Below are 20,894 nucleotides of genomic sequence, written 5' to 3'. Positions count from 1 at the left end.
GCTACTGCATCGAGCCCGGCGGCACGGACGTCGACGGTCTGCTGGTCTGGGGCTGGACGGCCTGGGGCTGGGCGGTCTGGGAGTGTCCGGCGAGCATCTCGGCGAGTCGGTCGGCGTCCGGCAGCACGTCGGGTTCGAGGGTGAAGCCGTGCCGGACGTACACGAACGCGGCGCGCACCTGGTCGAGGTCGACGTCGGCGAGCTGCGCCCACGCGACCCGATAGGCGGCGAGCTGCACGAACAGCGACGCGCGTTTAGCCGGTTCGGGGATGGCTCCAGTCTTCCAGTCGACGACGAGCCAACCGTCGCCGTCGCGGAACACGGCGTCCATCCGGCCGCGGACGACGGTCTCGCCGATGACGGTCTCGAAACCTACTTCGACGTCAACGGGTGTCCGGTCGGCCCACGGCGAGGCGAGGAACCTCTCCCGGAGGACGGCGAGGTCGTCGTCGGCGACGTCACCGGTCGCGGCGTCGGCGGCACCCGGAAGTTCGTCCATGTCGAGGAGTCGGGTGGCGCCGAACCGGCGTTCGAGCCACGCGTGGAACGCGGTGCCACGCCGCGCGAGCGGGTTGGGCCGGAACGGGACGGGTCGACGCAGTCGCGCGGCGAACGCCTGTTCGTCGGTGTCGAGTTCGACGAGTTCGCTCACCGAGAGGTGGCCGGGCAGTGCGACGTCGACGACGGGGTCGCGCTCGCTCGCGTGTTCGTCGAGGAGGACGCTGACTTCGTCGCGCCAGGCGAGGATGTCGGGGTCGTCGGTCGGCGCGTCGTCGACGGTGAACAGTCCGTGGGCGGAGCGCGCCGACGCGACGAGGTCGGCTGCGGCCGTCATGGGCGCGCGGCGGTCGCCGAGCCGGTCGACGGGCCAGGCGACAGCGACTTGTTGTTCGATGAGCGGGTTGGCGTCGCCTGGCTCCGGGTCGGGGGCGTCGACATCGATCGAGAAGGCTGCAGGGTCGACTCCGGAAACCCCGTCGGCTGCGCCTGCGACGTGCTCGGCGAGCTCGGTGTAGAACGGCGATCCGCCTCGCGGCTTGTCCCCGGTTTCGGACCAGTGGTGGGCCGACACGAGCAGGGTGTGTTTGGCGCGGGTCAGTGCCACGTAGAGGAGTCGTCGGTCCTCGTCGAGGCGGCGTTCGCCGACGGCGGCCTTGTGGTCGTCGATCGCGGCCTCAAGTTCTTTGCGGTCGGCGAGACCCGCCAGGTCGATCGGCGGGTAGCCTTCGCCGCCCGGTTCGACGGCGAGGTCACCGCGCAGCGCTGCCGGAAGTTCGCGGGCCGACCCGAGCCAGGTGGTCTCGGCTTTGCCGCTCGGGAAGATCCGATCGGCGACGTGCGGCAGCGCGACCACGTCCCATTCGAGGCCTTTGGCTGCGTGGACGGTGAGGATCTGGACGCGTTCTTCGGCGACCTCGACGCGTCCGGCTTCGAGCCCCTTCTCGACGGCTTCGGCAGTGTCCAGGAAGGCGAGCAGCCCCGGCAGGGTGGCGCCGGAGCGTTCGGCGTAGTGGGTCACATAGTCGGCGAACGCGTCGAGGTGTTCACGGCCGGTGATGCGGCCGCGCATGCGTCGCGCCCGGATCTGCGCTTCGACGGCGACTCCGATGGTCTGTTCGACGTCGGCGACGAGTTCGGGCAGTGGCTGGCCGATCCGTCGACGGAGAGCCTCCAACTGTTTCCCGAAGGTCACGATGCGTTCGTGGCCTGCCGCGCTGTATCTGCCTGCCGGCCCCGGGTCGGCGAGGGCGTCGCACAGTCCGGCCGAGTCGACGGCTTCCCCGGGCAGGGCCGCGTCAAGCGCGACGCCGAGAGCGTCGGGGGTAGTGACCGCCCCCGTGGTCGGCGCAGCGGCTCCGGCGGCGAGTTCGCGGGCGCGCCGCCACAGGGCGGCGAGGTCGGCGGCGCCGAGCTGCCAGCGGGCTCCGGTCAGTAGTCGCATGGCCGCGGTTCCGGCCATCGGGTCGGCCATCAGTCGGAGTGTGGCGACGATGTCGGTGATCTCCGGGACGTGCAGCAGTCCGCCGATGCCGACGACTTCGGCGGGAATGCCTCGTCGTTCGAGTTCGGCGGCGAGCGGCGCCGAGTCTTCGTTCCGCCGCACCAGGATCGCGGTGGTCGGCGGGGCCGTCTGCTCGCGTTCGGCGCTCCGGTAGTGGTCCTCGATCCGGTCGGCGATCCATTCGCGTTCGGCGACGACAGTCTCGGTCAACGCGAGTCGGACGGTGCCGTCGGGTGCATCCGGGCGGGCGCGGAGCACGCTGACGGGGACGCCGCGGCGACGGAGTTCTTCGGAGGTCTCGTTGGCGAGGTGGAGCGCGGCACGACAGTTGCGCCAGCTCGTCAACAGTTCGCGCCGGTGCGCGCCCGTCCCGTCGTTGCGGGGGAAGTCGAGCGCGAACCGCGGAAGGTTGGCTGCCGACGCGCCACGCCAGCCGTAGATCGATTGAATCGGGTCGCCGACGGCAGTCACCGCGATCGCGGGCGTCCCGGTCGGTTGGACGCCGCCGAACAGCGTCGACAGGAGGATGCGTTGGGAGTGCCCGGTGTCCTGGTATTCGTCGAGGAGGACTGCGCGGATCCCGGACCGTTCGGCGGACACCACTTCCGGATGGGTGGCGACGAGCCGTGCGGCGAGCGACATCTGGCTGCCGAAGTCGAGTGCGCCCTGTGCGGTCATGGCCTCGCCGAGCGCGACGACGAGCGGGATTAGTTCGCGTCGTTCGTCGATGACGGCCTGGTAGTCGCGCAGCTTCTTGCTCGGCTCGTCCTTCTGCCGCGCACCTTTGGGCAGGGTATCGATCAGCTGGTACAGGTCTTGGCCCGCGGCCCGCACCTCGTCGACGTCGACGAGGTGTTCGGCCATCTCTGAGTAGAGGCGGAGGACGGCCTCGGTCACCGATGACGGCACCTTGGTCGTGGTCAGTTCACCGGGCCACGAGGTGACGACGGAGAACGCGAGCTGCCACAGTTCGGTCTCGCTGAGCAGCGTCGACGTGGGCTCCACCGGCAGGAGCAGCCCGTAGTCGGCGATGAGTCGTCCGGCGTAGGCGTGGTACGTGCTGACTTCGGCGTCCGCGCTGCGCAGCCTGCTCGCTAGCGTGCCGCCCGGATCCCATTCGAGGAGGGCCGGACTGCCTGCGAGCATCGCGAGTCGGCGGCGGATGCGTGCGGCGAGCTCGCTGGCCGCCTTCCGCGTGAACGTCAGGCCGAGGATCTCCTCGGGTCCGACGAGCTGGTTGGCGACAAGCCACACCACGCGGGACGCCATGGTCTCCGTCTTGCCCGCGCCGGCCCCCGCGACGACGAGCATCGGTTCCATCGGCGCTTCGATGACGTCGACCTGCTCGTCGGTCGGCGGCGGCAGCCCGAGCGCCGCAGCGATCGAGCGGGCCCCGATTCGCGACCGGTCAGTCATCGGTGACCGCCTTTCCACGCAGTTGCGCCGGGCAGGCGGCGTGCAGCGAGCAGTGCCCGCACCCGGAGTTCGGGGTCGCTTCGAAGACCGGGCCGACGCTCGATGCGGCGGCGCGGCGGACCACGCCGATCCACTCGTCGACCTGGTCGGAGGTCAGCGGCGGCTGCAGCCGTTCGGCGGCCCCGGTCTTCTTGTTCGCCGAGTTCACGTAGACCAGGCGACCGCCGCCCGGCTCCGTCGCGGACACTCCGTCGACCCCGCCGAGCATCAGCGCGAGTTGGTAGGCGGCGAGCTGCGGATGCTCGTGCGCGTCGGCGACGCTGATGACGGTCTTACCGGTCTTCACGTCGACGATCACGGGTCGGCCCGACTCGTCGGTCTCCAGTCGGTCGATCCGGCCCACGAGTCGGACGGCCATGTCGTCGGGCCGGTCCTGCGGCAGGTCGGCGGACAGTTCCACTTCGACGCCCGCCTCGGACAGTTCTGCGCGCGAGGCCCGCAGCCAGTCGCGGAAGTGGGTGAGCATCGCTTCGGCACGTTCGAGTTCGCGCGCCGAATACCACTGTGCGGGCGACGCGACGCGACCCCACACCTCGTGGAGGGCTGCGCTGACCTGGTCGGGGTCCATCGCGCCTGCGACGGCCTGCACGAGGGTGTGCACCAGCGTGCCGGTGACGGCTTGCTCGGCGTCGCCGTCGCGCCCGCCGTGGCGTTCCATCATCCAGCGCAGTGAGCATCTGGTGAGCGCTTCGACGTTCGACGGCGACAACGACCGGGCTCCCCGTTCTGGCGTCCACAGCGGCTCGTCGGTGCTGGGTCCGACGAGGCCGAACCATTCGGCTGGGTCGGCACCCGGAACACCGGCCTGCGCCAACCGCGCGAGCAGCGAGGCGGCGGACGCCGTCCGTTCGTCCGGTGTCTCGACGTCGCCGGCGAGGACGGTTTCGGCTCCGGTGACGACGGCGGCGCGCAGGTCGGCGACCAGCGACGGCAACGACAGCACGCGGTCGACCCCCGGGTCGAGCGGCACCTCGTCGGCCGAGTCGTCTGTCTGGTCGCCGCGAACCGACTCGTCACCGTAGCCGCCGAGGGCGTCGGCGATCTCCGGAACGAAGCGGGACGGCGACGCGTCGCCGGTGCCGTCTTCCACCGCGGTCACCAGCAGTTGCGACCGCGCGCGCGAGCACGCGACGAGCAGGAGTCGACGTTCGTCGGCGAGCATCACCGAACCGCGGGAGATCGTGTCGAGAGCGTCCGCGTCGACACCGTCGAGCAGGTCGAGCAGCGCGGGCGTGTGCAGAATGCTGCCGCGGCTGCGCAGCGACGGCCACAGTCCGTCGAGGACGCCCGGCACTGCGACGACCTCCCACTCCCGGCCGGACGCGGCGTGCGCGGACAGGACGGCGACGGTGTCGGACGCGGCGACCGCGACGCGCGAGGACCGCGGGATCTGTAACTGTCCGAGGTAGTCGACGAATCCGCGCAGCGACGCGGACGGCAGGTTGTCGGTGAACGATCCGGCGGCCTCGAACATGGCGAGCATCGCGTCGAGGTCGCGGTCGGCCTGGTCGCCGATGCGTCCGCCACGCAACGACCGGGCGCGCCAGCGCCGTTCCAGACCGCTCGCCTGCCAGGCCCGCCACAGGGTCTCCTCGACACCGACACCAGCCTGATCGGCGCGCCGAGCGGCCCCGACCACCTTCGTGACCTGCTTGAGCGGCAGGCCTTCGAAGTCGGTCATCGAATCCAGATACTCGGCGGCGACGTCCTCGGAGGTGAGCGCCAGCCCGAGGGAGGTCAGCGAGTCACGGTCGACGCCTGCGGCTTCGTCGATGCGCCGCACGCCGCGCCGTAGGCGCCGCAGTTGCGCGGGATCGGCCGATCCGACCGGACCGGAGAAGAGCGCGATCGCCTCGTCGCCGTCGACGGCGTCACCCGCCGCGAGACGCAGAGCCAAGGTGAACGCCTGCACGGCCCGTTGCTGATGGATCGGCACATCGCTCGTCGGTGTCGCCATCGGCACACCGGCCGACGAGAACGCGCGACGCAGCGCGGGCAGGGCGCGCGGCACCGACCGGACGATCACCGCCATCTGCGACCACGGGACGCCGTCGAACAGGTGGGCACGACGCATCATGTCGGCGACAGCGGTCGCTTCCTTCGCGTCCGAGGAGAACACTCGCACCGTGGCGTGGCCTGTGTCGTCGAACCGGCTCGGGATCGCCGCGGCCGCCGGGTGCGGCCGTGCCCCCGGCAGTCGGGCAGTCAAGGCTCGCGTCACCGTGTTGATCCGCTCCCGGCTCCGATGGTCGACGTCGAGCACCACATCGCGGCCGCCGTCGGCGGCGAGTCCGTCGGCGAAGCGCGGGCTCGCGCCACGAAACCCGAACACGGACTGGTCGGTGTCGGCGGCGACCACCACCGAATCTGCTCCGGTGCCGAGCGCTTCGACGAGGCGGGCCGCCTGCGGGTCGAGGTGCTGTGCGTCGTCGACGAGCAGGTGGCGGATGCGTTGGCGTTGGGCGGCGAGCAGTTCCGCGTCGATCGCGAACGCCGACAGCGCTGAACCGATCAGTTCGGCGGCGTCGACGGCGGTCGCGCTCGCGAGCGGAGCGTCGAGGCCGACGGCTCCGCGTAACAGCATGCCCTGCTCGTACTGTCGGTACGCGTGGGCGGCGGCCACCCACTCCGGTTTGCGATGGCGGCGTCCGAGCTCGGCGAGGTCTTCGGGGCCGAGACCGCGCTCGGCGGCTCGCATCAGGAGGTCGCGCAGCGCCTGCGCGAACCCGTTCGTGGTCAGTGCCGGACGCAAAGACGCGGGCCAGTAGCCGGCGCCGTCTTCGACGTCGCCTGCCAGCAGTTCGCGCAGGACAACGTCTTGTTCGGATCCGGTGACCAGTCGGGGCGGCGGATTGCCGTGCGCCTGAGCCTGCAACCGGAGGACCGCGAACGCGTACGAGTGGACGGTGCGAACCAGCGGTTCGCGCAGCGCGCCGCCGAGCCGGCCGCCCGCGGACAGCACGCGTCGGGTGATCTCGTCGCGCAAGGCGGTGGCCGCCCGCCGGTTCGCGGCGAGTACGAGCACGGATTCGGGGTCGACGGTCGGGTCGAGCAGGCGCGCGACGGCGGTGTCGACGAGCAGTGCGGTCTTGCCGGTGCCCGGACCGCCGTGGACCCGGTACGGGTGCCACGGGCGCGCCGAATCGGTGATGTGCGGCCCGTCGATCAGGGCACGCGCACGCTCGGGCCACACACGTTCGACCGGGCCGACATCGGTCGGCGCGGTGACGAGTCGCGTGTTCGGGCGGGCCATGCACAACATCGAACCACGCGCCTCCGACAGGGCGGATGCGTGCTGGCCGAACGTGCGCGCCTCGAGGCCGGCCGGCTTGTCGGCGCCGGGACCTACACTCGTCCCCATGATGATCCGCGGAGCTGTACTCGAAGACATCGGACGCCCGACCCCGTACGCGGACTCTCGCCCGTTGTCTGTCTCCGAACTGGATCTGGCCGCACCTGAGCCCGGCGAACTACTGGTCCGCATCGAGGCCGCTGGACTGTGCCATTCGGATCTGTCCGTCGTCGACGGCAACCGGGTGCGGCCGACGCCGATGCTGCTGGGCCACGAAGCCGCGGGCATCGTCGAAGCGGTCGGTTCCGGTGAGGACTCCGCCCTGATCGGCCGCCGGGTGGTGATGACGTTCCTGCCGCGCTGCGGCGACTGTGCGGGCTGCCGGACCGAGGGGCGCACCCCGTGCGTGGTCGGTTCGGCGGCCAACAACGAGGGCGTTCTCCTAGCCGGTGGCACTCGTCTACACCGTGGCGATGCGCCGGTCGCCCACCATCTCGGCGTGTCTGGATTCGCTTCATACGCGGTGGTCGACCGTCGTTCGGTTGTGCCCGTCGACGACGATCTGCCGCCAGCTGTCGCCGCGGTCCTCGGGTGCGCGGTGCTCACCGGCGGCGGCGCGCTGTTGAACGCGGCACCGCCGCAGGAGTCCGACTCGGTCATGGTGGTCGGTCTCGGCGGCGTCGGCATGGCTGCTCTCCTCGTCGCCACGTCGCTGGCGACCGGCGGCGACGTCATAGCGGTCGATTCGGTTCCCGAGAAGCTCGCCCTGGCGCGTGAGCTGGGCGCGACGCAGACGTTGACGCCAGCCGAACTGGGCGACTTCCGCGCCGACATCGTGGTCGAGGCCGCAGGCAACGCGCGTGCCTTCGAGACCGCGGTGGCCGCGACCGCCGTCGGCGGGACGACCGTCACCGTCGGGCTCCCGTCGCCGTCCGCCCGTGCGACGATCTCGCCGCTCGGCCTGGTCGCCGAGGCCCGCACGGTGATCGGGAGCTATCTCGGGTCGGCGGTGCCCTCGCGCGACATCCCGCGCTACGTCGAACTGTGGCGCGCCGGGCGCCTCCCACTCGAGAAGCTCATCACCTCGCGGATCGGCTTGGACGACGTCAACGAGGCGATGGACGCGCTCGTCGCGGGCCGCGAGGTCCGGCAGATCATTGAGTTCTGAGCACCCGATAGCGTGTCCGGTATGACGTCACCGGTGTTCGACCCCCACTCGTTGAGTAGCTATCGGGCGACGTGGTCGGTCGACACCCGGTGGGAGGACAACGACCACTACGGCCATGTGAACAACGTGAAGTACTACTCGTATGTCGACACGGCCGTGAACGGCTGGCTGATGGAGACGACCGGGGTGGACGTCCGAGACCTCTCGGCGATCGGCGTGGTCGCCGAATCGGGTTGCAAGTATCTCGCGTCGATCTCGTTCCCGGACACGCTGACGATCGGGATCGCTGTGGAACGCCTCGGCACGCGGAGCGTGACATACGCGCTGGGGCTGTTCGTCGACGGTGACGAGCCGACATGCGCCGCGACGTGCCGCTTCGTGCACGTGTACGTCGACGGCCAGTCGCGGCGCCCCGTCCCCGTGCCGACTGAGATCGCCGCCGTCGCCGCTCCCCTCGTCCTCGAATGACCGCGCAGCCGCTGCACACCCACGTGTTCGGGACCGACGACCCCGACGCTCCGGTCGTGCTGGCCTTGCACGGCCTCACCGGACACGGACGGCGGTGGGGCCGTCTCGCCGACGACCTGCCCGGCGTCCGACTGCTCGCACCCGACCTCCTGGGCCACGGGCACAGTTCGTGGGCGCCGCCGTGGGGTGTCGCCGACCACGCGACAGCCGTCGCCGAGACGGTGAAGGCACTGGTCCCCGCGAACCGGTCGATCGTCGTCGTCGCCCATTCGTTCGGGTCGGCTGTCGCGCTCGCCCTCGCGCGCCGGTGCCCCGACCTCGTCGCGGGGCTGGTGCTGCTCGATCCGGCGCACGGCCTCGACCCGGCGCAGGCTCGCGTGTACGCCGAGGCGACACTCGCGCACTGGGGGTACGCGGACGCCGACGCCGCGATCGCGGCCAAACGCGCCGAAGGCTGGTATGACGTCCCGACCGCGATCCTCGATGACGAACTCGACCACCACCTGATGTCCGACGACGCAGGCGGGGTCGTCTGGCGGGTCTCGCCGCCCGCGGTTGCGACGGCGTGGAGCGAGATGGCCCGCCCGTTCCGGTTGCCGCCGGAGTCGGTCCCGACGCACGTCGTCGTCGCGGGCCGCGTCGATCCGCCGTTCGTCCGCCCGGAGTTCCTCGCCGCGTGCGCGGCCGAGCGTCCGACGACGGTGACCGTCCACCACGTCGACACCGAGCACATGGTGCCGTTCCTGGCGCCCGACCTGTGCGCCCGGCTCGTCCTCGACCTGGTGCACTCGTGAGTGCGGTGACCGACGGGCAGGTCGAGACGGTTCGAGCCCTCGTCGCGGCGATTCCCGCCGGCCGGGTCCGCACGTACGGCGACATCGCCGACGAGGCCGGTTTGTCGAATGCACGCATGGTCGGCTGGATCATGCGAACCGATTCGTCCGACCTGCCGTGGCACCGCGTCGTACCGGCGAGCGGTCGACCGGCACCCGCAGTCCGGACGCGTCAACTGCAGTTGCTTCGCAGCGAAGGCACGCCGATGGTCGACGACCGGATCGTGATGAGGCGCGCGCGAATGTAAGGCTCTACACCATCATCCGGACGAGGTCGACGACGCGGAGAAGGCCCGGTAGCGCCCCGACTGTCGAACGCGGATGGAGTGCGTGGACGGCGAGCCGGAACATCGTGGCGCGCAACATCATCTGCGACCACTCCGGGTGATCGGACCAGCGTTCGACGAGTTCCTCTTCGGCGCCGCCCCACGCGAGCGCGTCGACGACGGTGACCGCCGACGCCCACGAGGCGGGCCGCCAGTACGGGACCAGGTCGGTGATCGCCGGGGCCGCGGCACCCGCGAACAGGACCGTGCCGAACAGGTCGCCGTGCACGAGCTGGGACGGCAGGTCAACGGGCCGCCGCAGTTGTGCGAGAGTCTTGACCTCGTCGAGGCTGCGTCTGCCGTCGTCGCTGGTCGGCTCGCCCATCCCCGCGCCGCGGGCCGACCGCATCGGAACCTCTTCCCAGGCGGCCCGGTCGGCCGCGGTGAAGACGTCGACGTCGTTGAACGGCGGAGCGGGCGGCTGCAGCAGGAATCGGGGTCGTTCGAACTTCGCGGTCGCCTCGTGCAGGCGATCGGCGACGGCGAGGACCTCGTCGTGCCGCGGCTCTGGACTCCCCGCGACATAGGTGTCCGCGCGCCACCCTGACACCACGTATCGGCCGTCGGACGCTCGGATCGGGCGGGCGATGCGCATCCCTTCGACGTACAGGTTCTCGCGGGCCGTCGCCGACCACGCCGCACGTGCGTGATCGGGCACCAGCGAGAGCACCACTTCCCCGACCCGCCAGCCGACGCCGTCCATCGCGATCGGCGGATGCGAGGTCAGGCCGAATGTCGTCAAAACCTGCTCAGGTGGCTCGACAATGGTGGTCACGCCGCCAGATTACCCACGGCACCACGCGTTTCCCGGCAACCACACCGTGGCGCGTGCCGTCGGATCCGCTGCGACGTCAGCTCACCGGTGACGGGAACCGCTTCGCGGCACGCGCCCGAGCCTTCTCCGCCTCCGCCTCCCGATCCTTCGGCGGAGCCGCCGTCGTGAGCTCGGCCATTAGCCGTCGGGTGACTTCGGCGATCTCGTCGACAGCGGCGTCGAACGCCTCGGTGTTCGCCTGACTCGGCGCGTTGAAGCCCGACACCTTCCGCACGAACTGCAGGCTCGCAGCATGCACTTCGTCGTCGGTCACGGGCGGTTCGAAGTTGAACAGTGGTTTGATGTTGCGGCACATGAGCGATCCCTTCGTCCACCATCCATGATGCCCCGACTCCGCTTGACCCCGCTCGACTCCGCTCGACCCGCTCGACTCACCGACGCCGAGGCGGGCAGGTCAATAGACAGGCATGTCGGGGTCGACGGTCGACGCCCACGCCGCGATGCCTCCGCCGAGATGGACTGCGTCGTCGAAACCGTTGCGGTGCAAGGCGGCGAGCGCGTCCGCGGAGCGGATTCCGGTCTTGCAGTACACGACGATCCGCCGGTCGTGCGGGAGGTCGCCGAGGGCTCGACCCGACACGATCTCATCCTTCGGGATCAGCACGGCCCCGCCGATCGTGGTGATCTCCCATTCGACGGGTTCCCGGACGTCGATCACGACGGGCGGGTCCTCACCGTCGAGCGCGTCCGCGAGTTCGGCTGGCGTCCACGTGGCCCCGTCGGCGGCCCGCGCCGCGTCGTCGGAGACGACACCGCAGAACTCGTCGTAGTCGATCAACGCGGTGATCTGCGCGCCCGCCGGATCCTTCTCGACGCGCACCGTCCGATAGTTCATCGTCAACGCGTCGTAGATCATCAGCCTGCCGAGCAGCGGCTCGCCCAGCCCGCAGACGAGCTTGATCGCCTCGGTCGCCATGATCGAACCGATCGACGCGCACAGCACACCGAGGACGCCGCCCTCCGCGCACGATGGGACGCTCCCCGGTGGCGGAGCCTGCGGATAGAGGTCGCGCAGGTTGAGGCCGCGTCCGTCCGGCGCGGCCTCCCAGAACACCGACGCCTGGCCGCCGAACCGGTAGATCGACCCCCACACCAGCGGTCTGCCCGCGAGGACTGCGGCGTCGTTGCACAGGTAACGGGTCGCGAAGTTGTCGGTGCCGTCGATGATCAGGTCGTACTGCGCGAACAGTTCGACGGCGCCTGCCGGCTCCAACCGTTGTTCGTGCAGGACGACGTCGACGTGCGGATTCACCTCTGCGATCGAGTCGCGCGCGCTGCGCGTCTTCGGCCGGTCGAGGTCGGCGACACCGTGGATCACCTGGCGTTGCAGATTGGACTCGTCGACCGTGTCGAAGTCGACGATCCCGATGGTGCCGACACCGGCGGCCGCCAGGTACAGGAGGGTCGGCGACCCGAGACCGCCCGCACCCATCACGAGGATCCGCGCGTTCTTCAACCGCCGCTGCCCGGTCACCCCGACGTCCGGGATGATCAGGTGCCTGCTGTAGCGCGCGACCTCGCCACGGGTCAGCTCGACGCCGGGCTCGACCAACGGTGGCAGCGCAGGCACGTCGATCAGCCCGGGAACGGCCAGGCGTTCGGCTTGCACACCAGGGACCGGTCGGCCTTCATGTCGGGGTCGAGCGCCAGGATCTCGCTGTTCGCGGTACCGAACGTCTGCTGCATCATGATCGGTGCGAGCGCGCCGTTCTCCTCGCAGGGACGATGCTTCTCGTACCCGATGCCGTGCCCGACCTCATGGTTGATCAGGTACTGCCGGTAGGTCATGTCGTCGCCCGCGAACACCGACGCACCGCGGACCCACCGCGCCTCGTTCAACGTCACGCGCGCTTCGGGCGGATAGAAGCACGACGTCTCGAGTTTGATCTGGTAGCCGCACAGTTCCCGGGCGGTCTCCGTGGACGCGAGGGTGATCCGCAGATCCGGGTCGCCGGAGTCGACGCGCCGGAACGACACGTTCCCACCGCCGATCCAGCTGCGTTTGTTGGCGAGTGTGGTGTCGACGAGCTTCGCGAACGACTGGTCTCCGGAGTACTGGACCGGGTCGATGCCCTTCTCCACCTCGACGGTGTACGTGTACTCCTGGCCACCGGTGCCGATCTTCTTCCCAGTGCCGCGGACCACGCGATAGTCCTTGTCGCCGACCCGGGTGAACGGCCCACCGACGGGCAGCGCGCCCGAGGGCAGCGCGTCCTCCTGAATGTCGCCGGTCGGCGCACCGATCGCGTGCGTCTCCTCGCTGACTTTCGCGTTGCGTTCGTCCGACGGCGTCGCCGCAGCCTCGCTCTGGTCGCCGCCGCCGCGGACGGTCGCCACCAGCAGGACGATCGTGAGGATCGCGAGGACGGGGATGGCGTACGCGCGCCACCCGAAGGTCTCGACGAAGCGCGCGAACGCGCTGCGGGACTCTTCCTGGTCATCGTTCTCGTGATCGTCGGCGATCGGGTCCCACCGAGCACGCAGCGGCTGGTCGGGCCGCGGACGGCGGGGGCGCTGCACCCCGGGCTCAGGATTTCCGGTCACCCATCAACTCTGCCACAACAACCACAGGGGTCGAAGTGAGCACCCTGCCCGGGCGGTTCGACTCGCTCACGCGGCGCAGTGACTCGCGAGTATTCTGAGACGATGACCACCGCCAATTCCGCCGTTCCCGCAGCCCCGACCCCGGCTGCCTCGGGCCGCGGCCAGACGCGCCTGCCCCGCAGCGCCCGTCGTCGCCAACTCCTCGACGCGGCCAGCGAGATCTTCGTCGAACGCGGCTACCACTCGGCAGGCATGGATGAGATCGCCGTGCACGCCGGTGTGAGCAAACCCGTTCTCTACCAACATTTCCCGTCCAAGCTAGACCTGTACATCGCGGTGGTCGACTCGCACGGCGAAAAGCTGGTCTCCGACGTGAACCAGGCGCTTCAGGGCACCACTGACAACCGTCAGCGAGTGCAGGCCGCCGTGCAGGCGTTCTTCGACTTCATCGACGAGGACAATTCCGGCTATCGGCTGATCTTCGCGTCCGACGCCATGGACCCCGCGGTGATCCGCCGCGTGGAAGGGGCGTCCGACGCCTGCGTGGACGCCGTCTACGGCCTGGTGATGCAGGATTCTGGTCTCGGCCCGTACCGTTCGCGAATGTTGGCCGCCGGTCTCGTCGGCGCGAGCCAGGTGAACGCCCGCTACTGGGTGGAGGCCAACCGCCCGATCGACAAGGCGTCGGCCGTCGAGACCACCGTCGCGCTCCTGTGGGGCGGCCTCGCGGGCGTCCCGATGCAGGATCTCGCGCGGGACTGATCCAGACCCGAGACACACCGCAGTGACGAGAAGACCGCCGGGCACGCCCGGCGGTCTTCGGTGATTCTGTGCTCGTGCGGGGGTCAGGCGCCGAAACCGACGCGACGCGATTCGCTCGACCCGACCTCGACGTAGGCGATCTTCGTGGACGGTACGAGCATCCGCGAACCCTTCTCGTCGACGAGTTCCAGCACGGCGTCCGTGCCGTCCAGTGCCGCAGACACTTTCGCGTTCACTTCCGCACTGGTCCCGGGGATGGTCACCGCGAGTTCTCGGGGGTTGTTGTCGATGCCGATCTTCACCTCAACGCTCATGGCGACCGACTCTACCCGGATCGGCGACGACTGTTACGCCAGGCCGAGGTCGGCCATGCGCTGTGCGTGACGCTCGGCGATCCCGTCGAAGAACGACGCGGCCGTCGCCAACGTCGCGTCGCCGGTGAACAACAGATCCATCACCTCGTCCTCCTCGGCGAGAACCCACTGCATGTGCGTGATCGCCTCGCCGAGCAGCCTCCTGCCCCACAGTGCCAGCGCGGAGCGCGACGACGGGTCCGCGGCGATCGCCGCGCGCACCCGGTCGACGGCGAACTGCGACGAGCCGGTCGAGCCGAGCACCGAAGCGACGACCGGTTGCACGTCGGACGACATCCGGTCGGCGAGCTCGGTGTAGAAGTCGGCGGCCAGACCGTCGCCGATGTACATCTTGACCAGCGCTTCGAGCCATGAACTCGGAGTGGTGACTCGGTGGTAGTCGTCGAAGACCTTGGCGTGCGCGCTCACGGCTGCCTCTGGATCGCCGCCCACCCCGGACACCTGAGTCGCCAGTTCTTCGAAGTGCGCCATCTCGGCCGCGATCAGTCTCGCGATGGCGACCCGATCGGCAGTCGTCGGCGCCATCGTCGACTCGTCGATCAGGCGATAGCAGGCCGCGAACTCCCCGGCGAGGAGCAGTCCGTAGAGCTTGGCGGTGGCATTCGACGTGTTCGGCATGAGAGCAAGAGTAGGCAAGGCGGTACACTCGGGACCAGACGTGGGCATAATCCCGCAGCGCAGCCGCCGATCACGAGTCGGTGAACACTGCCGCAGCGGCCACGTCCGACCTTGAGCGCGCACCGGAAGACGCCACGTGAGAGGGCCTGCCGAGAGCGGACCCCGCGATAGCCGTCGTGTGCGTGCACGAAGCACACGAGAGGCATACAACCGCACATGAGCACTGACGCAACCGTCACCGACGATTCAGTCCAGACGACCATCGTCGACGAGGGTCACCTGGCGCCGACCTTCACCGAACTCGGCGTCGACCCGCAGATCGTCGCCGCGCTCGAAGCCGACGGCAAGACCCGCACGTTCGCCATCCAGGAGTTAACGCTCCCCCTCGCCCTCGCGGGCAGCGACCTGATCGGTCAGGCACGCACCGGCATGGGCAAGACCTTCGGTTTCGGCGTTCCGCTGCTGCACCGGCTGGTCAACGCGGAGGCGACCAAGCTTCGCGCGCTGGACACCACGCCACGCGCACTCATCATCGTCCCGACACGCGAGCTGTGCGTCCAGGTGACCGAGGACCTCGAGGTCGCGGCGAAGGGCGTGCAGGTCACCGTCGACGGTGCCACGCGCCCGCTGTCGATCACGTCGATCTACGGCGGCCGCCCCTACGAGCAACAGATCGCCGAACTGCAGAAGGGCGTCGACGTCGTCGTCGGCACCCCGGGGCGTCTCCTGGACCTCGCCCAGCAGGGCCACCTAGTGCTCGGCAAGGTCGGCATCCTGGTGCTCGACGAGGCCGACGAGATGCTCGACCTCGGCTTCCTCCCCGACATCGAGCGGATCATGGGGGCGCTGCCGACCGACCGTCAGACGATGCTGTTCTCGGCCACCATGCCCGGTCCGATCGTCACCCTCGCCCGCACGTTCCTGAACCGGCCGATGCACATCCGCGCCGAGCAGGCCAACGATTCGGCCGTCCACGAGCGCACCACCCAGCACGCCTACCGCGCGCACGCCCTCGACAAGGCCGAACTCGTCGCACGCATCCTGCAGGCCGAGGGTCGCGGCGCGACGATGATCTTCACCCGCACAAAGCGGACCGCGCAGAAGGTCGCCGACGACCTGGCCGAGCGCGGCTTCAAGGTCGGCGCCGTGCACGGTGATCTCGGCCAGGTGGCCCGCGAGAAGTCGCTCGGCAAATTCCGCGACGGAAGCGTCGACGTGCTCGTCGCGACGGACGTCGCGGCCCGCGGCATCGACATCGACGACGTCACGCACGTCATCAACTACCAGTGCCCCGACGACGACAAGACGTACGTGCACCGCATCGGCCGCACCGGACGCGCGGGCCGCACCGGCATTGCCGTCACCCTCGTCGACTGGGACGAACTCCACCGCTGGGAACTCATCGACAAGGCACTCGGGCTCGGAATGCCCGAACCGGTCGAGACGTACTCGACGTCTGACCACCTCCGCGAGGAGATGAACATCCCGGCCGACGCGGACGGCCGCGTCGCGGGCGCCCGACAGACGTCTGAGGAGCGCCGCGAGGCGCGCGCCGACCGACCCGAGAAGCGCCGGACGCGCGCCCGTCGCCGCACGCGCGGCGGCGAAACGGTCGACGGGCAGGCACCGTCGAAGAACACGGCGGGCGAGGCCCCAGAGAAGGCCCCGGAGAAGGCCACAGTAGAGACCGCGGACAAGACCGAGGCCGGGGACGAGACGCCGCGTCGTCCGCGTCGCCGTCGCCGTCGGTCGGGCGGCAAGCCCGCGGGCGAGGCCACGGCGGACTGACCTCTTCCGTACTGTCGCCGATATGGGAGTTCGGATCGCGCCGGAACGCCGTACCCGCCTCGACCTGATCGTGACCGCCGTCTTGGTGGTGGCTGCTGTCGTCGCGGGCGTCCTGGTGTGGGCCGGAAGCAGCGCACGACACTCCGACCTGACGACCGCTGCCGCGGCGCCCGACGCCCCGCTGCCCGCCGAGGCGACACCGGGCGCGCTCATCCAGGCGTGGTCGGCGCCGTCCGCGGATACCACAGTCCCGCAGTTGACTGCCGCGTCCGTGATCGTTGCCGACGACGGCACCGTCGCAGCGCTCGACCCGGCGTCCGGTGCGCAGCGCTGGCGCTACCACCGCGATCTGCCCCTGTGCGGGGCGTTGGCGGCGTGGCCGGGTGGCGAGGACCTCGTCCTCGGCGTGTACCGCGACCGGCGGGGCTGCAGCCAGGTGACCGCACTGAACGGTGGCACCGGGCTGCGGGTCGCCGAACGCGCCTCCGACGCCGACGGGGCGGTCGACCTGTCGTTCGACGGCGACTACGCCGTCTCGGCGGGCACCACCCGACTCGAGACGTGGGGCACCAATCTGGTCCGCGGTATCGAATATGGTCGCGTCGACGCACCGGTGAACCCCGGCGTCGCACCCGACCGCTCGCATTGCCGTCTGTACTCGGCGCTCCCAGGCGCGAACCGCGTCGCCGTCATCGAACGGTGCGACGGCGATTACGGGTATCGACTGACCGTCCTCGGCTCGGCGGAGGACTCCGAGGAGAAGGTCGTCCAGTGGGGTACGACGATGCTCACCCAGACCTCACACGGCCCGGCACCCCGGCTGGTGGCGGGCGGAGCCACGAGTTTCACGGTGTACGACCCGGGCACCGACGCAACCGGTGAGGTACACCGTGTGCCGGGACCGTCGGTACGGGTGTTCTCGACCCAGGCCGAGCCGGTAGCCACCCGGCCGATCGCCGGCGCTACCGAACCCGCCGGGCGGCCGTCGGTGGACGCGGGAGTCGTCATGTTCTGGACGGGCACTGGCACCGCAGTCCTCGACGGGACGAGCGGGAACGTCATGTTCGAGGTGCCCGGCACGGTCGGCACCGGCGCGGTCATGGCGGGCGAACTGCTGCTGCCGACTCCCGGTGGGATCAGCGTCCGTCAACTGTCCGATGGCCACGAGGTCCGCACCATCCCGGTCGATCGCGACGGCTACGACGGAACCGTCGCTCTCCGTGTCCTCGGCGACACCGTCGTCGAGCAGCGCGGCGACACCGTCGTCGGCCTGCGCCCGCCTGCCTGACGTCTCGCTGCGGGTTCCCTCTACTGCTCCCCGGCCTCGTACGTGGCCAGGTCAGCACCGTCCCAGTAGGCGCGCAGGTTGTCGGCGAGTTCGCGGTAGGCGGTCGCGCCCTTGTTCTTGCGGCCGCGCATCACCGTCGATCCGGACGCCGATGCTTCGGCGAATCGGACGGTGCGCGGGATCGGCGGATCGAGGACCGGCATCTCGTAACGGTCGGAGACGTCGGCGAGCACGTCCCGGCTGTGGGTGGTGCGCGCATCGAACAGGGTCGCCACCGTGCCGAGCATCGTGAGCTCGGGGTTGGTGATCTGCTGGACCTCGGTCACAGTCCGGAGCAATTGGCCGACGCCTCGGTGTGCGAGCGTCTCACACTGCAGCGGCACGACGACCTCGTCGGCCGCGGTCAGCCCGTTGAGGGTGAGGACGCCGAGTGACGGCGGGCAGTCGATGAGCACCACGTCGTAGTCCTGTGCGACTTCGGCGAGCGCGCGCTTGAGCGCATACTCACGGCCGGGACGCATCAGAAGGAGCGCTTCGGCGCCCGCGAGGTCGATGGTGGCCGGGAGCAGCGTCATGCCGTCATCGGTATCGAGGAGCACGTCGGCGATGTCCTCGGCGCCGATGAGCACATCGTGCACCGACTTGGAGATCTGGTCGGGATCGTGCCCGAGTGAGAAGGTCAAGCAGCCCTGGGGATCGAGATCGACGACCAGAACGGACACGTCCTGGTCTGCGAGAGCCGCGCCGACCGACGCGGTCGTCGTGGTCTTCGCCACGCCGCCCTTCTGGTTTGCGATGGCAAGGATGCGCGTCATGGCCCATACCCTACGTCCCCCGTCCGGGGTCGAGGAGGGGCGCTCCCTCAGCGCGCGTCGGGCGGCAGCGAGTCTGCGTTGAGCCAGGACAGGGAGGCGGGCGCGAACAACAGTCCCAGGCAGGCCAATGCGACGATCCCGACAGGAGCGCCCAGCAACGGCAGGTGACTGGCCGTGAGCAGCGCGTATGCAACCGGCAGTAACAGTATCTGCGCCATCATCCCGATCCCCCGCCCCCACCGGTGGCCGCGGATCAACGCGATTCCGCCTGCGAGCACGCCGCCGCCGATCACGGCGAACCAGACCGCCGAACCGTACCCACTGATGGCGTCCTCGTGGTGGCCGCTCGCTTCGCGGATCACGTAGACGACGGCGACGATCACGCCTATCACGCCTTGTAGCGTGATAATCCATCCGGCCCAGCGCAGCGTCGACGGGACGGCAGGCGTCGTTCGCTCGGAATCGGGACTGCTCACGTACTCCAGGGTAAGTCGGGGCGCGCCGCGAGCGCTCGCCGGGGCCTCGACGCGTCCCGAACACGGCGACACGTCGACGTGCGGTGACGACCTACACCGCACAGGACGCGCAGTGCTCTATAGGTGGATGTGCGTGCCGTCCGGTGTAGGTTTACGCGCGTCGCAGGAACGACACGCCGAAGTCGGCACCGGAAGGGTCCGCCGCTCGATTGTGTCCGGACCGCGTAGACGCTATAACGTGTGCTCTCGTGCGCGTCATGCTCATCACGAACCCGTTCGCGACCTTCACCACGGCTGAGGGACGCGATGCGCTGGCCAACACCCTGGCGTCCCGATTCACCGTCGACATCGAGCGCACCACGCATCGGGGTCACGCCGGAGAGCTCGGCGCCCGCGCGGTCAAGGACGGATACGACGCCGTCGTCGTGCATGGCGGTGACGGTTCGGTGAACGAGGTGGCCAACGGAATGCTCGGCGCGCCGTCGGGCGCCGCCCCCGACCGCGGCACAGTGCCTGCTCTGGGCGTGGTGCCGGGCGGCAGCGCGAACGTGTTCGCCCGCGCTCTCGACATCAGCCGTGATCCGCTCGCGGCGACCGCCCAACTCATGACGTTGCTCGACTCCGGAGCCCGCCGCCCCATCAGCCTCGGCCACACATTGGACCGTTGGTTCCTGTTCAACGCCGGCATGGGCATGGACGCGATCGTCGTGCGCCGCATGGAGGAGTTGCGCCACAAAGGTCGCAAGGCGACGGCCGGACGCTATCTGCGAACCACGCTGGGCTCGTTCTTCCGGCCATCGGTGACGCCACCCTCGTTCACCGTCGAAGTCCCCGACCACGCGCCGATCGACGGCGTCCGGTTCGGTTTCGTCAGCAACACCGGCCCGTGGACGTACTTGGGCACGACGCCGATCCGCACCAATCCCGGCACCGACTTCGAACACGGCCTCGGCATCTTCGCTGCGACGTCGGTCTCAGTCCCCCGGAACCTCATGCTCGGCTCGAAGCTGCTGCGCGCGAAGGATCCGAAGGCCGCACACCTGTACCGCGACGACGATGTCGAGTGGGTCCGGTTCCGGTGCGACGAGCCGGCCGACGTCCAGATGGACGGCGACTACCTGGGCGAATACACCGGACTCGACTTCGGCTACCGCCGTCATGTCCTCGATGTCGTAGCGGCTCCACTACCGAGTTGACGCAATAGTTACCTGCCGGTACGCATAAGTTGACTTCTCTGCCAACCCCTTGTGACGTATCCAGCATTCAGCGCCGGGCTATAGCCAAACGTAACCGCACAGTAGTACAACAGTTAATGACCGCAACAACCGGCCCCGCCTTTCTGCACTCACCACGGTTCAGATCTGATGGCGACTTCCGTCGTTGCAGCCCACAAAGACGAACGATGTACATTCGTGCGCCCTGCGCACGACAACGATGTTGTATTTGAAGGAGTAAGTGTCATGGACTGGCGCCACAAAGCCATCTGCCGCGATGAAGACCCGGAGCTGTTCTTCCCGGTCGGTACGAGCGGACCGGCGATCGCGCAGGTTGCTGATGCCAAGCTGGTATGCCAGCGCTGCCCGGTGACGGCAGACTGCCTCGCCTGGGCCCTCGAGACCGGCCAGGACGCAGGCGTCTGGGGCGGCATGAGCGAGGACGAGCGTCGCGCACTCAAGCGCCGCAACGCGCGCACCCGCGCCCGCAGCGTCGTCTGACTCGCAGACAATCCATCAGGGAGGGCCTCGACCATCGGTCGGGGCCCTCCTTCGTGCAACAACCCAGCGGTACTACCGCGCTGCGGCTTCGGCTCGCCCCACCAGCAGCATCAC

The 20,894-nt window shown here is 69.6% G+C and carries 19 protein-coding genes; 9 read left to right on the top strand and 10 right to left on the bottom strand.

Going from position 1 to position 20,894, the window contains the following annotated elements; translation table 11 throughout:
- Window position 1: 1 nt before the first annotated feature.
- Window positions 2-3,418 carry an ATP-dependent helicase gene (locus L5G33_RS01315; protein ID WP_236996332.1) on the bottom strand — a complete coding sequence of 1,139 codons (3,417 nt, stop codon included), beginning with the start codon at window positions 3,416-3,418 and terminating at the stop codon, window positions 2-4.
- The gene (locus L5G33_RS01310) at window positions 3,411-6,731 is read right to left on the bottom strand and encodes an ATP-dependent helicase (RefSeq protein ID WP_236996634.1); all 3,321 of its coding nucleotides are present in this window, start codon (window positions 6,729-6,731) and stop codon (window positions 3,411-3,413) included. Before L5G33_RS01310 ends, L5G33_RS01315 begins: the two co-directional genes overlap by 8 nt.
- Window positions 6,732-6,837: 106 nt before the next feature.
- On the opposite strand from L5G33_RS01310, the gene L5G33_RS01305 reads away from it, so the two are divergent.
- The 4 genes from L5G33_RS01305 to L5G33_RS01290 are packed head-to-tail and all read left to right on the top strand — an operon-like array spanning window position 6,838 to window position 9,487.
- On the top strand, window positions 6,838-7,938 hold the full coding sequence (locus tag L5G33_RS01305) for an alcohol dehydrogenase catalytic domain-containing protein (protein WP_236996331.1): 1,101 nt from the start codon (window positions 6,838-6,840) through the stop codon (window positions 7,936-7,938).
- A gap of 21 nt (window positions 7,939-7,959) precedes the next feature.
- Window positions 7,960-8,406 carry an acyl-CoA thioesterase gene (locus tag L5G33_RS01300; protein ID WP_236996330.1) on the top strand — a complete coding sequence of 149 codons (447 nt, stop codon included), beginning with the start codon at window positions 7,960-7,962 and terminating at the stop codon, window positions 8,404-8,406.
- Complete coding sequence (locus tag L5G33_RS01295) at window positions 8,403-9,200, top strand: alpha/beta fold hydrolase (RefSeq protein WP_236996329.1); 798 nt, start codon at window positions 8,403-8,405, stop codon at window positions 9,198-9,200. The genes L5G33_RS01300 and L5G33_RS01295 overlap by 4 nt, the downstream gene beginning before the upstream one ends.
- Window positions 9,197-9,487: an MGMT family protein gene (locus tag L5G33_RS01290; protein WP_236996328.1), complete on the top strand. Its 291-nt coding sequence runs from the start codon at window positions 9,197-9,199 to the stop codon at window positions 9,485-9,487. Before L5G33_RS01295 ends, L5G33_RS01290 begins: the two co-directional genes overlap by 4 nt.
- Window positions 9,488-9,491: 4 nt before the next feature.
- On the opposite strand, the gene L5G33_RS01285 is transcribed toward L5G33_RS01290, so the two are convergent.
- The 4 genes from L5G33_RS01285 to L5G33_RS01270 form a co-directional block, all read right to left on the bottom strand.
- Window positions 9,492-10,340: a TIGR02569 family protein gene (locus L5G33_RS01285; RefSeq protein ID WP_236996327.1), complete on the bottom strand. Its 849-nt coding sequence runs from the start codon at window positions 10,338-10,340 to the stop codon at window positions 9,492-9,494.
- A gap of 76 nt (window positions 10,341-10,416) precedes the next feature.
- The gene (locus L5G33_RS01280; protein WP_236996326.1) at window positions 10,417-10,695 is read right to left on the bottom strand and encodes a DUF2277 domain-containing protein; all 279 of its coding nucleotides are present in this window, start codon (window positions 10,693-10,695) and stop codon (window positions 10,417-10,419) included.
- Window positions 10,696-10,794: 99 nt separating this feature from the next.
- Window positions 10,795-11,970, bottom strand: coding sequence for an adenylyltransferase/sulfurtransferase MoeZ (gene moeZ, locus L5G33_RS01275; RefSeq protein ID WP_236996633.1), 1,176 nt, complete (start codon window positions 11,968-11,970; stop codon window positions 10,795-10,797).
- 5 nt (window positions 11,971-11,975) lie between these two features.
- Window positions 11,976-12,944 (bottom strand): DUF3152 domain-containing protein, encoded by a 969-nt coding sequence (locus tag L5G33_RS01270; RefSeq protein WP_236996325.1) that lies wholly within the window; start codon window positions 12,942-12,944, stop codon window positions 11,976-11,978.
- Between the two features lie 102 nt (window positions 12,945-13,046).
- Between L5G33_RS01270 and fasR the strand changes: the two genes are divergently transcribed.
- Window positions 13,047-13,706, top strand: a complete 660-nt coding sequence (gene fasR / locus L5G33_RS01265; protein WP_236996324.1) for an HTH-type transcriptional activator FasR — start codon at window positions 13,047-13,049, stop codon at window positions 13,704-13,706.
- Window positions 13,707-13,789: 83 nt separating this feature from the next.
- On the opposite strand, the gene L5G33_RS01260 is transcribed toward fasR, so the two are convergent.
- Together L5G33_RS01260 and L5G33_RS01255 are read right to left on the bottom strand one after the other, a co-directional pair.
- On the bottom strand, window positions 13,790-14,020 hold the full coding sequence (locus L5G33_RS01260; RefSeq protein WP_236996323.1) for a DUF3107 domain-containing protein: 231 nt from the start codon (window positions 14,018-14,020) through the stop codon (window positions 13,790-13,792).
- Between the two features lie 33 nt (window positions 14,021-14,053).
- Window positions 14,054-14,698, bottom strand: a complete 645-nt coding sequence (locus L5G33_RS01255) for a ferritin-like fold-containing protein (protein ID WP_236996322.1) — start codon at window positions 14,696-14,698, stop codon at window positions 14,054-14,056.
- Window positions 14,699-14,914: 216 nt separating this feature from the next.
- On the opposite strand from L5G33_RS01255, the gene L5G33_RS01250 reads away from it, so the two are divergent.
- Window positions 14,915-16,486 (top strand): DEAD/DEAH box helicase, encoded by a 1,572-nt coding sequence (locus L5G33_RS01250; protein WP_236996321.1) that lies wholly within the window; start codon window positions 14,915-14,917, stop codon window positions 16,484-16,486.
- Window positions 16,487-16,508: 22 nt separating this feature from the next.
- Window positions 16,509-17,774: an Rv3212 family protein gene (locus L5G33_RS01245; RefSeq protein WP_236996320.1), complete on the top strand. Its 1,266-nt coding sequence runs from the start codon at window positions 16,509-16,511 to the stop codon at window positions 17,772-17,774.
- A gap of 20 nt (window positions 17,775-17,794) precedes the next feature.
- On the opposite strand, the gene L5G33_RS01240 is transcribed toward L5G33_RS01245, so the two are convergent.
- Window positions 17,795-18,589, bottom strand: coding sequence for a ParA family protein (locus tag L5G33_RS01240; protein ID WP_236996319.1), 795 nt, complete (start codon window positions 18,587-18,589; stop codon window positions 17,795-17,797).
- 47 nt (window positions 18,590-18,636) lie between these two features.
- On the bottom strand, window positions 18,637-19,065 hold the full coding sequence (locus L5G33_RS01235) for a hypothetical protein (protein ID WP_236996318.1): 429 nt from the start codon (window positions 19,063-19,065) through the stop codon (window positions 18,637-18,639).
- A gap of 248 nt (window positions 19,066-19,313) precedes the next feature.
- Between L5G33_RS01235 and L5G33_RS01230 the strand changes: the two genes are divergently transcribed.
- Window positions 19,314-20,261 (top strand): diacylglycerol/lipid kinase family protein, encoded by a 948-nt coding sequence (locus L5G33_RS01230; RefSeq protein ID WP_236996317.1) that lies wholly within the window; start codon window positions 19,314-19,316, stop codon window positions 20,259-20,261.
- Between the two features lie 264 nt (window positions 20,262-20,525).
- Window positions 20,526-20,780 carry a WhiB family transcriptional regulator gene (locus tag L5G33_RS01225; RefSeq protein ID WP_236996316.1) on the top strand — a complete coding sequence of 85 codons (255 nt, stop codon included), beginning with the start codon at window positions 20,526-20,528 and terminating at the stop codon, window positions 20,778-20,780.
- Window positions 20,781-20,894: the final 114 nt, after the last annotated feature.

Origin of the sequence: Gordonia liuliyuniae (assembly GCF_021738805.1) — a bacterium.
GTDB lineage: Bacteria > Actinomycetota > Actinomycetes > Mycobacteriales > Mycobacteriaceae > Gordonia > Gordonia liuliyuniae.
Note: the sequence above shows the minus strand (reverse complement) of the source record. Positions and strands in the feature narration are given on the sequence as shown.

Coding starts and splice junctions, on each gene's coding strand:
- L5G33_RS01255 (WP_236996322.1), bottom strand. CDS start 14,698: ATGCCGAACACGTCGAATGCCACCGCCAAGCTCTACGGACTGCTCCTC.
- L5G33_RS01280 (WP_236996326.1), bottom strand. CDS start 10,695: ATGTGCCGCAACATCAAACCACTGTTCAACTTCGAACCGCCCGTGACC.
- L5G33_RS01305 (WP_236996331.1), top strand. CDS start 6,838: ATGATGATCCGCGGAGCTGTACTCGAAGACATCGGACGCCCGACCCCG.
- L5G33_RS01295 (WP_236996329.1), top strand. CDS start 8,403: ATGACCGCGCAGCCGCTGCACACCCACGTGTTCGGGACCGACGACCCC.
- L5G33_RS01240 (WP_236996319.1), bottom strand. CDS start 18,589: ATGACGCGCATCCTTGCCATCGCAAACCAGAAGGGCGGCGTGGCGAAG.
- L5G33_RS01250 (WP_236996321.1), top strand. CDS start 14,915: ATGAGCACTGACGCAACCGTCACCGACGATTCAGTCCAGACGACCATC.
- L5G33_RS01245 (WP_236996320.1), top strand. CDS start 16,509: ATGGGAGTTCGGATCGCGCCGGAACGCCGTACCCGCCTCGACCTGATC.
- L5G33_RS01315 (WP_236996332.1), bottom strand. CDS start 3,418: ATGACTGACCGGTCGCGAATCGGGGCCCGCTCGATCGCTGCGGCGCTC.
- L5G33_RS01225 (WP_236996316.1), top strand. CDS start 20,526: ATGGACTGGCGCCACAAAGCCATCTGCCGCGATGAAGACCCGGAGCTG.
- L5G33_RS01310 (WP_236996634.1), bottom strand. CDS start 6,731: ATGGCCCGCCCGAACACGCGACTCGTCACCGCGCCGACCGATGTCGGC.
- L5G33_RS01260 (WP_236996323.1), bottom strand. CDS start 14,020: ATGAGCGTTGAGGTGAAGATCGGCATCGACAACAACCCCCGAGAACTC.
- L5G33_RS01300 (WP_236996330.1), top strand. CDS start 7,960: ATGACGTCACCGGTGTTCGACCCCCACTCGTTGAGTAGCTATCGGGCG.
- fasR (WP_236996324.1), top strand. CDS start 13,047: ATGACCACCGCCAATTCCGCCGTTCCCGCAGCCCCGACCCCGGCTGCC.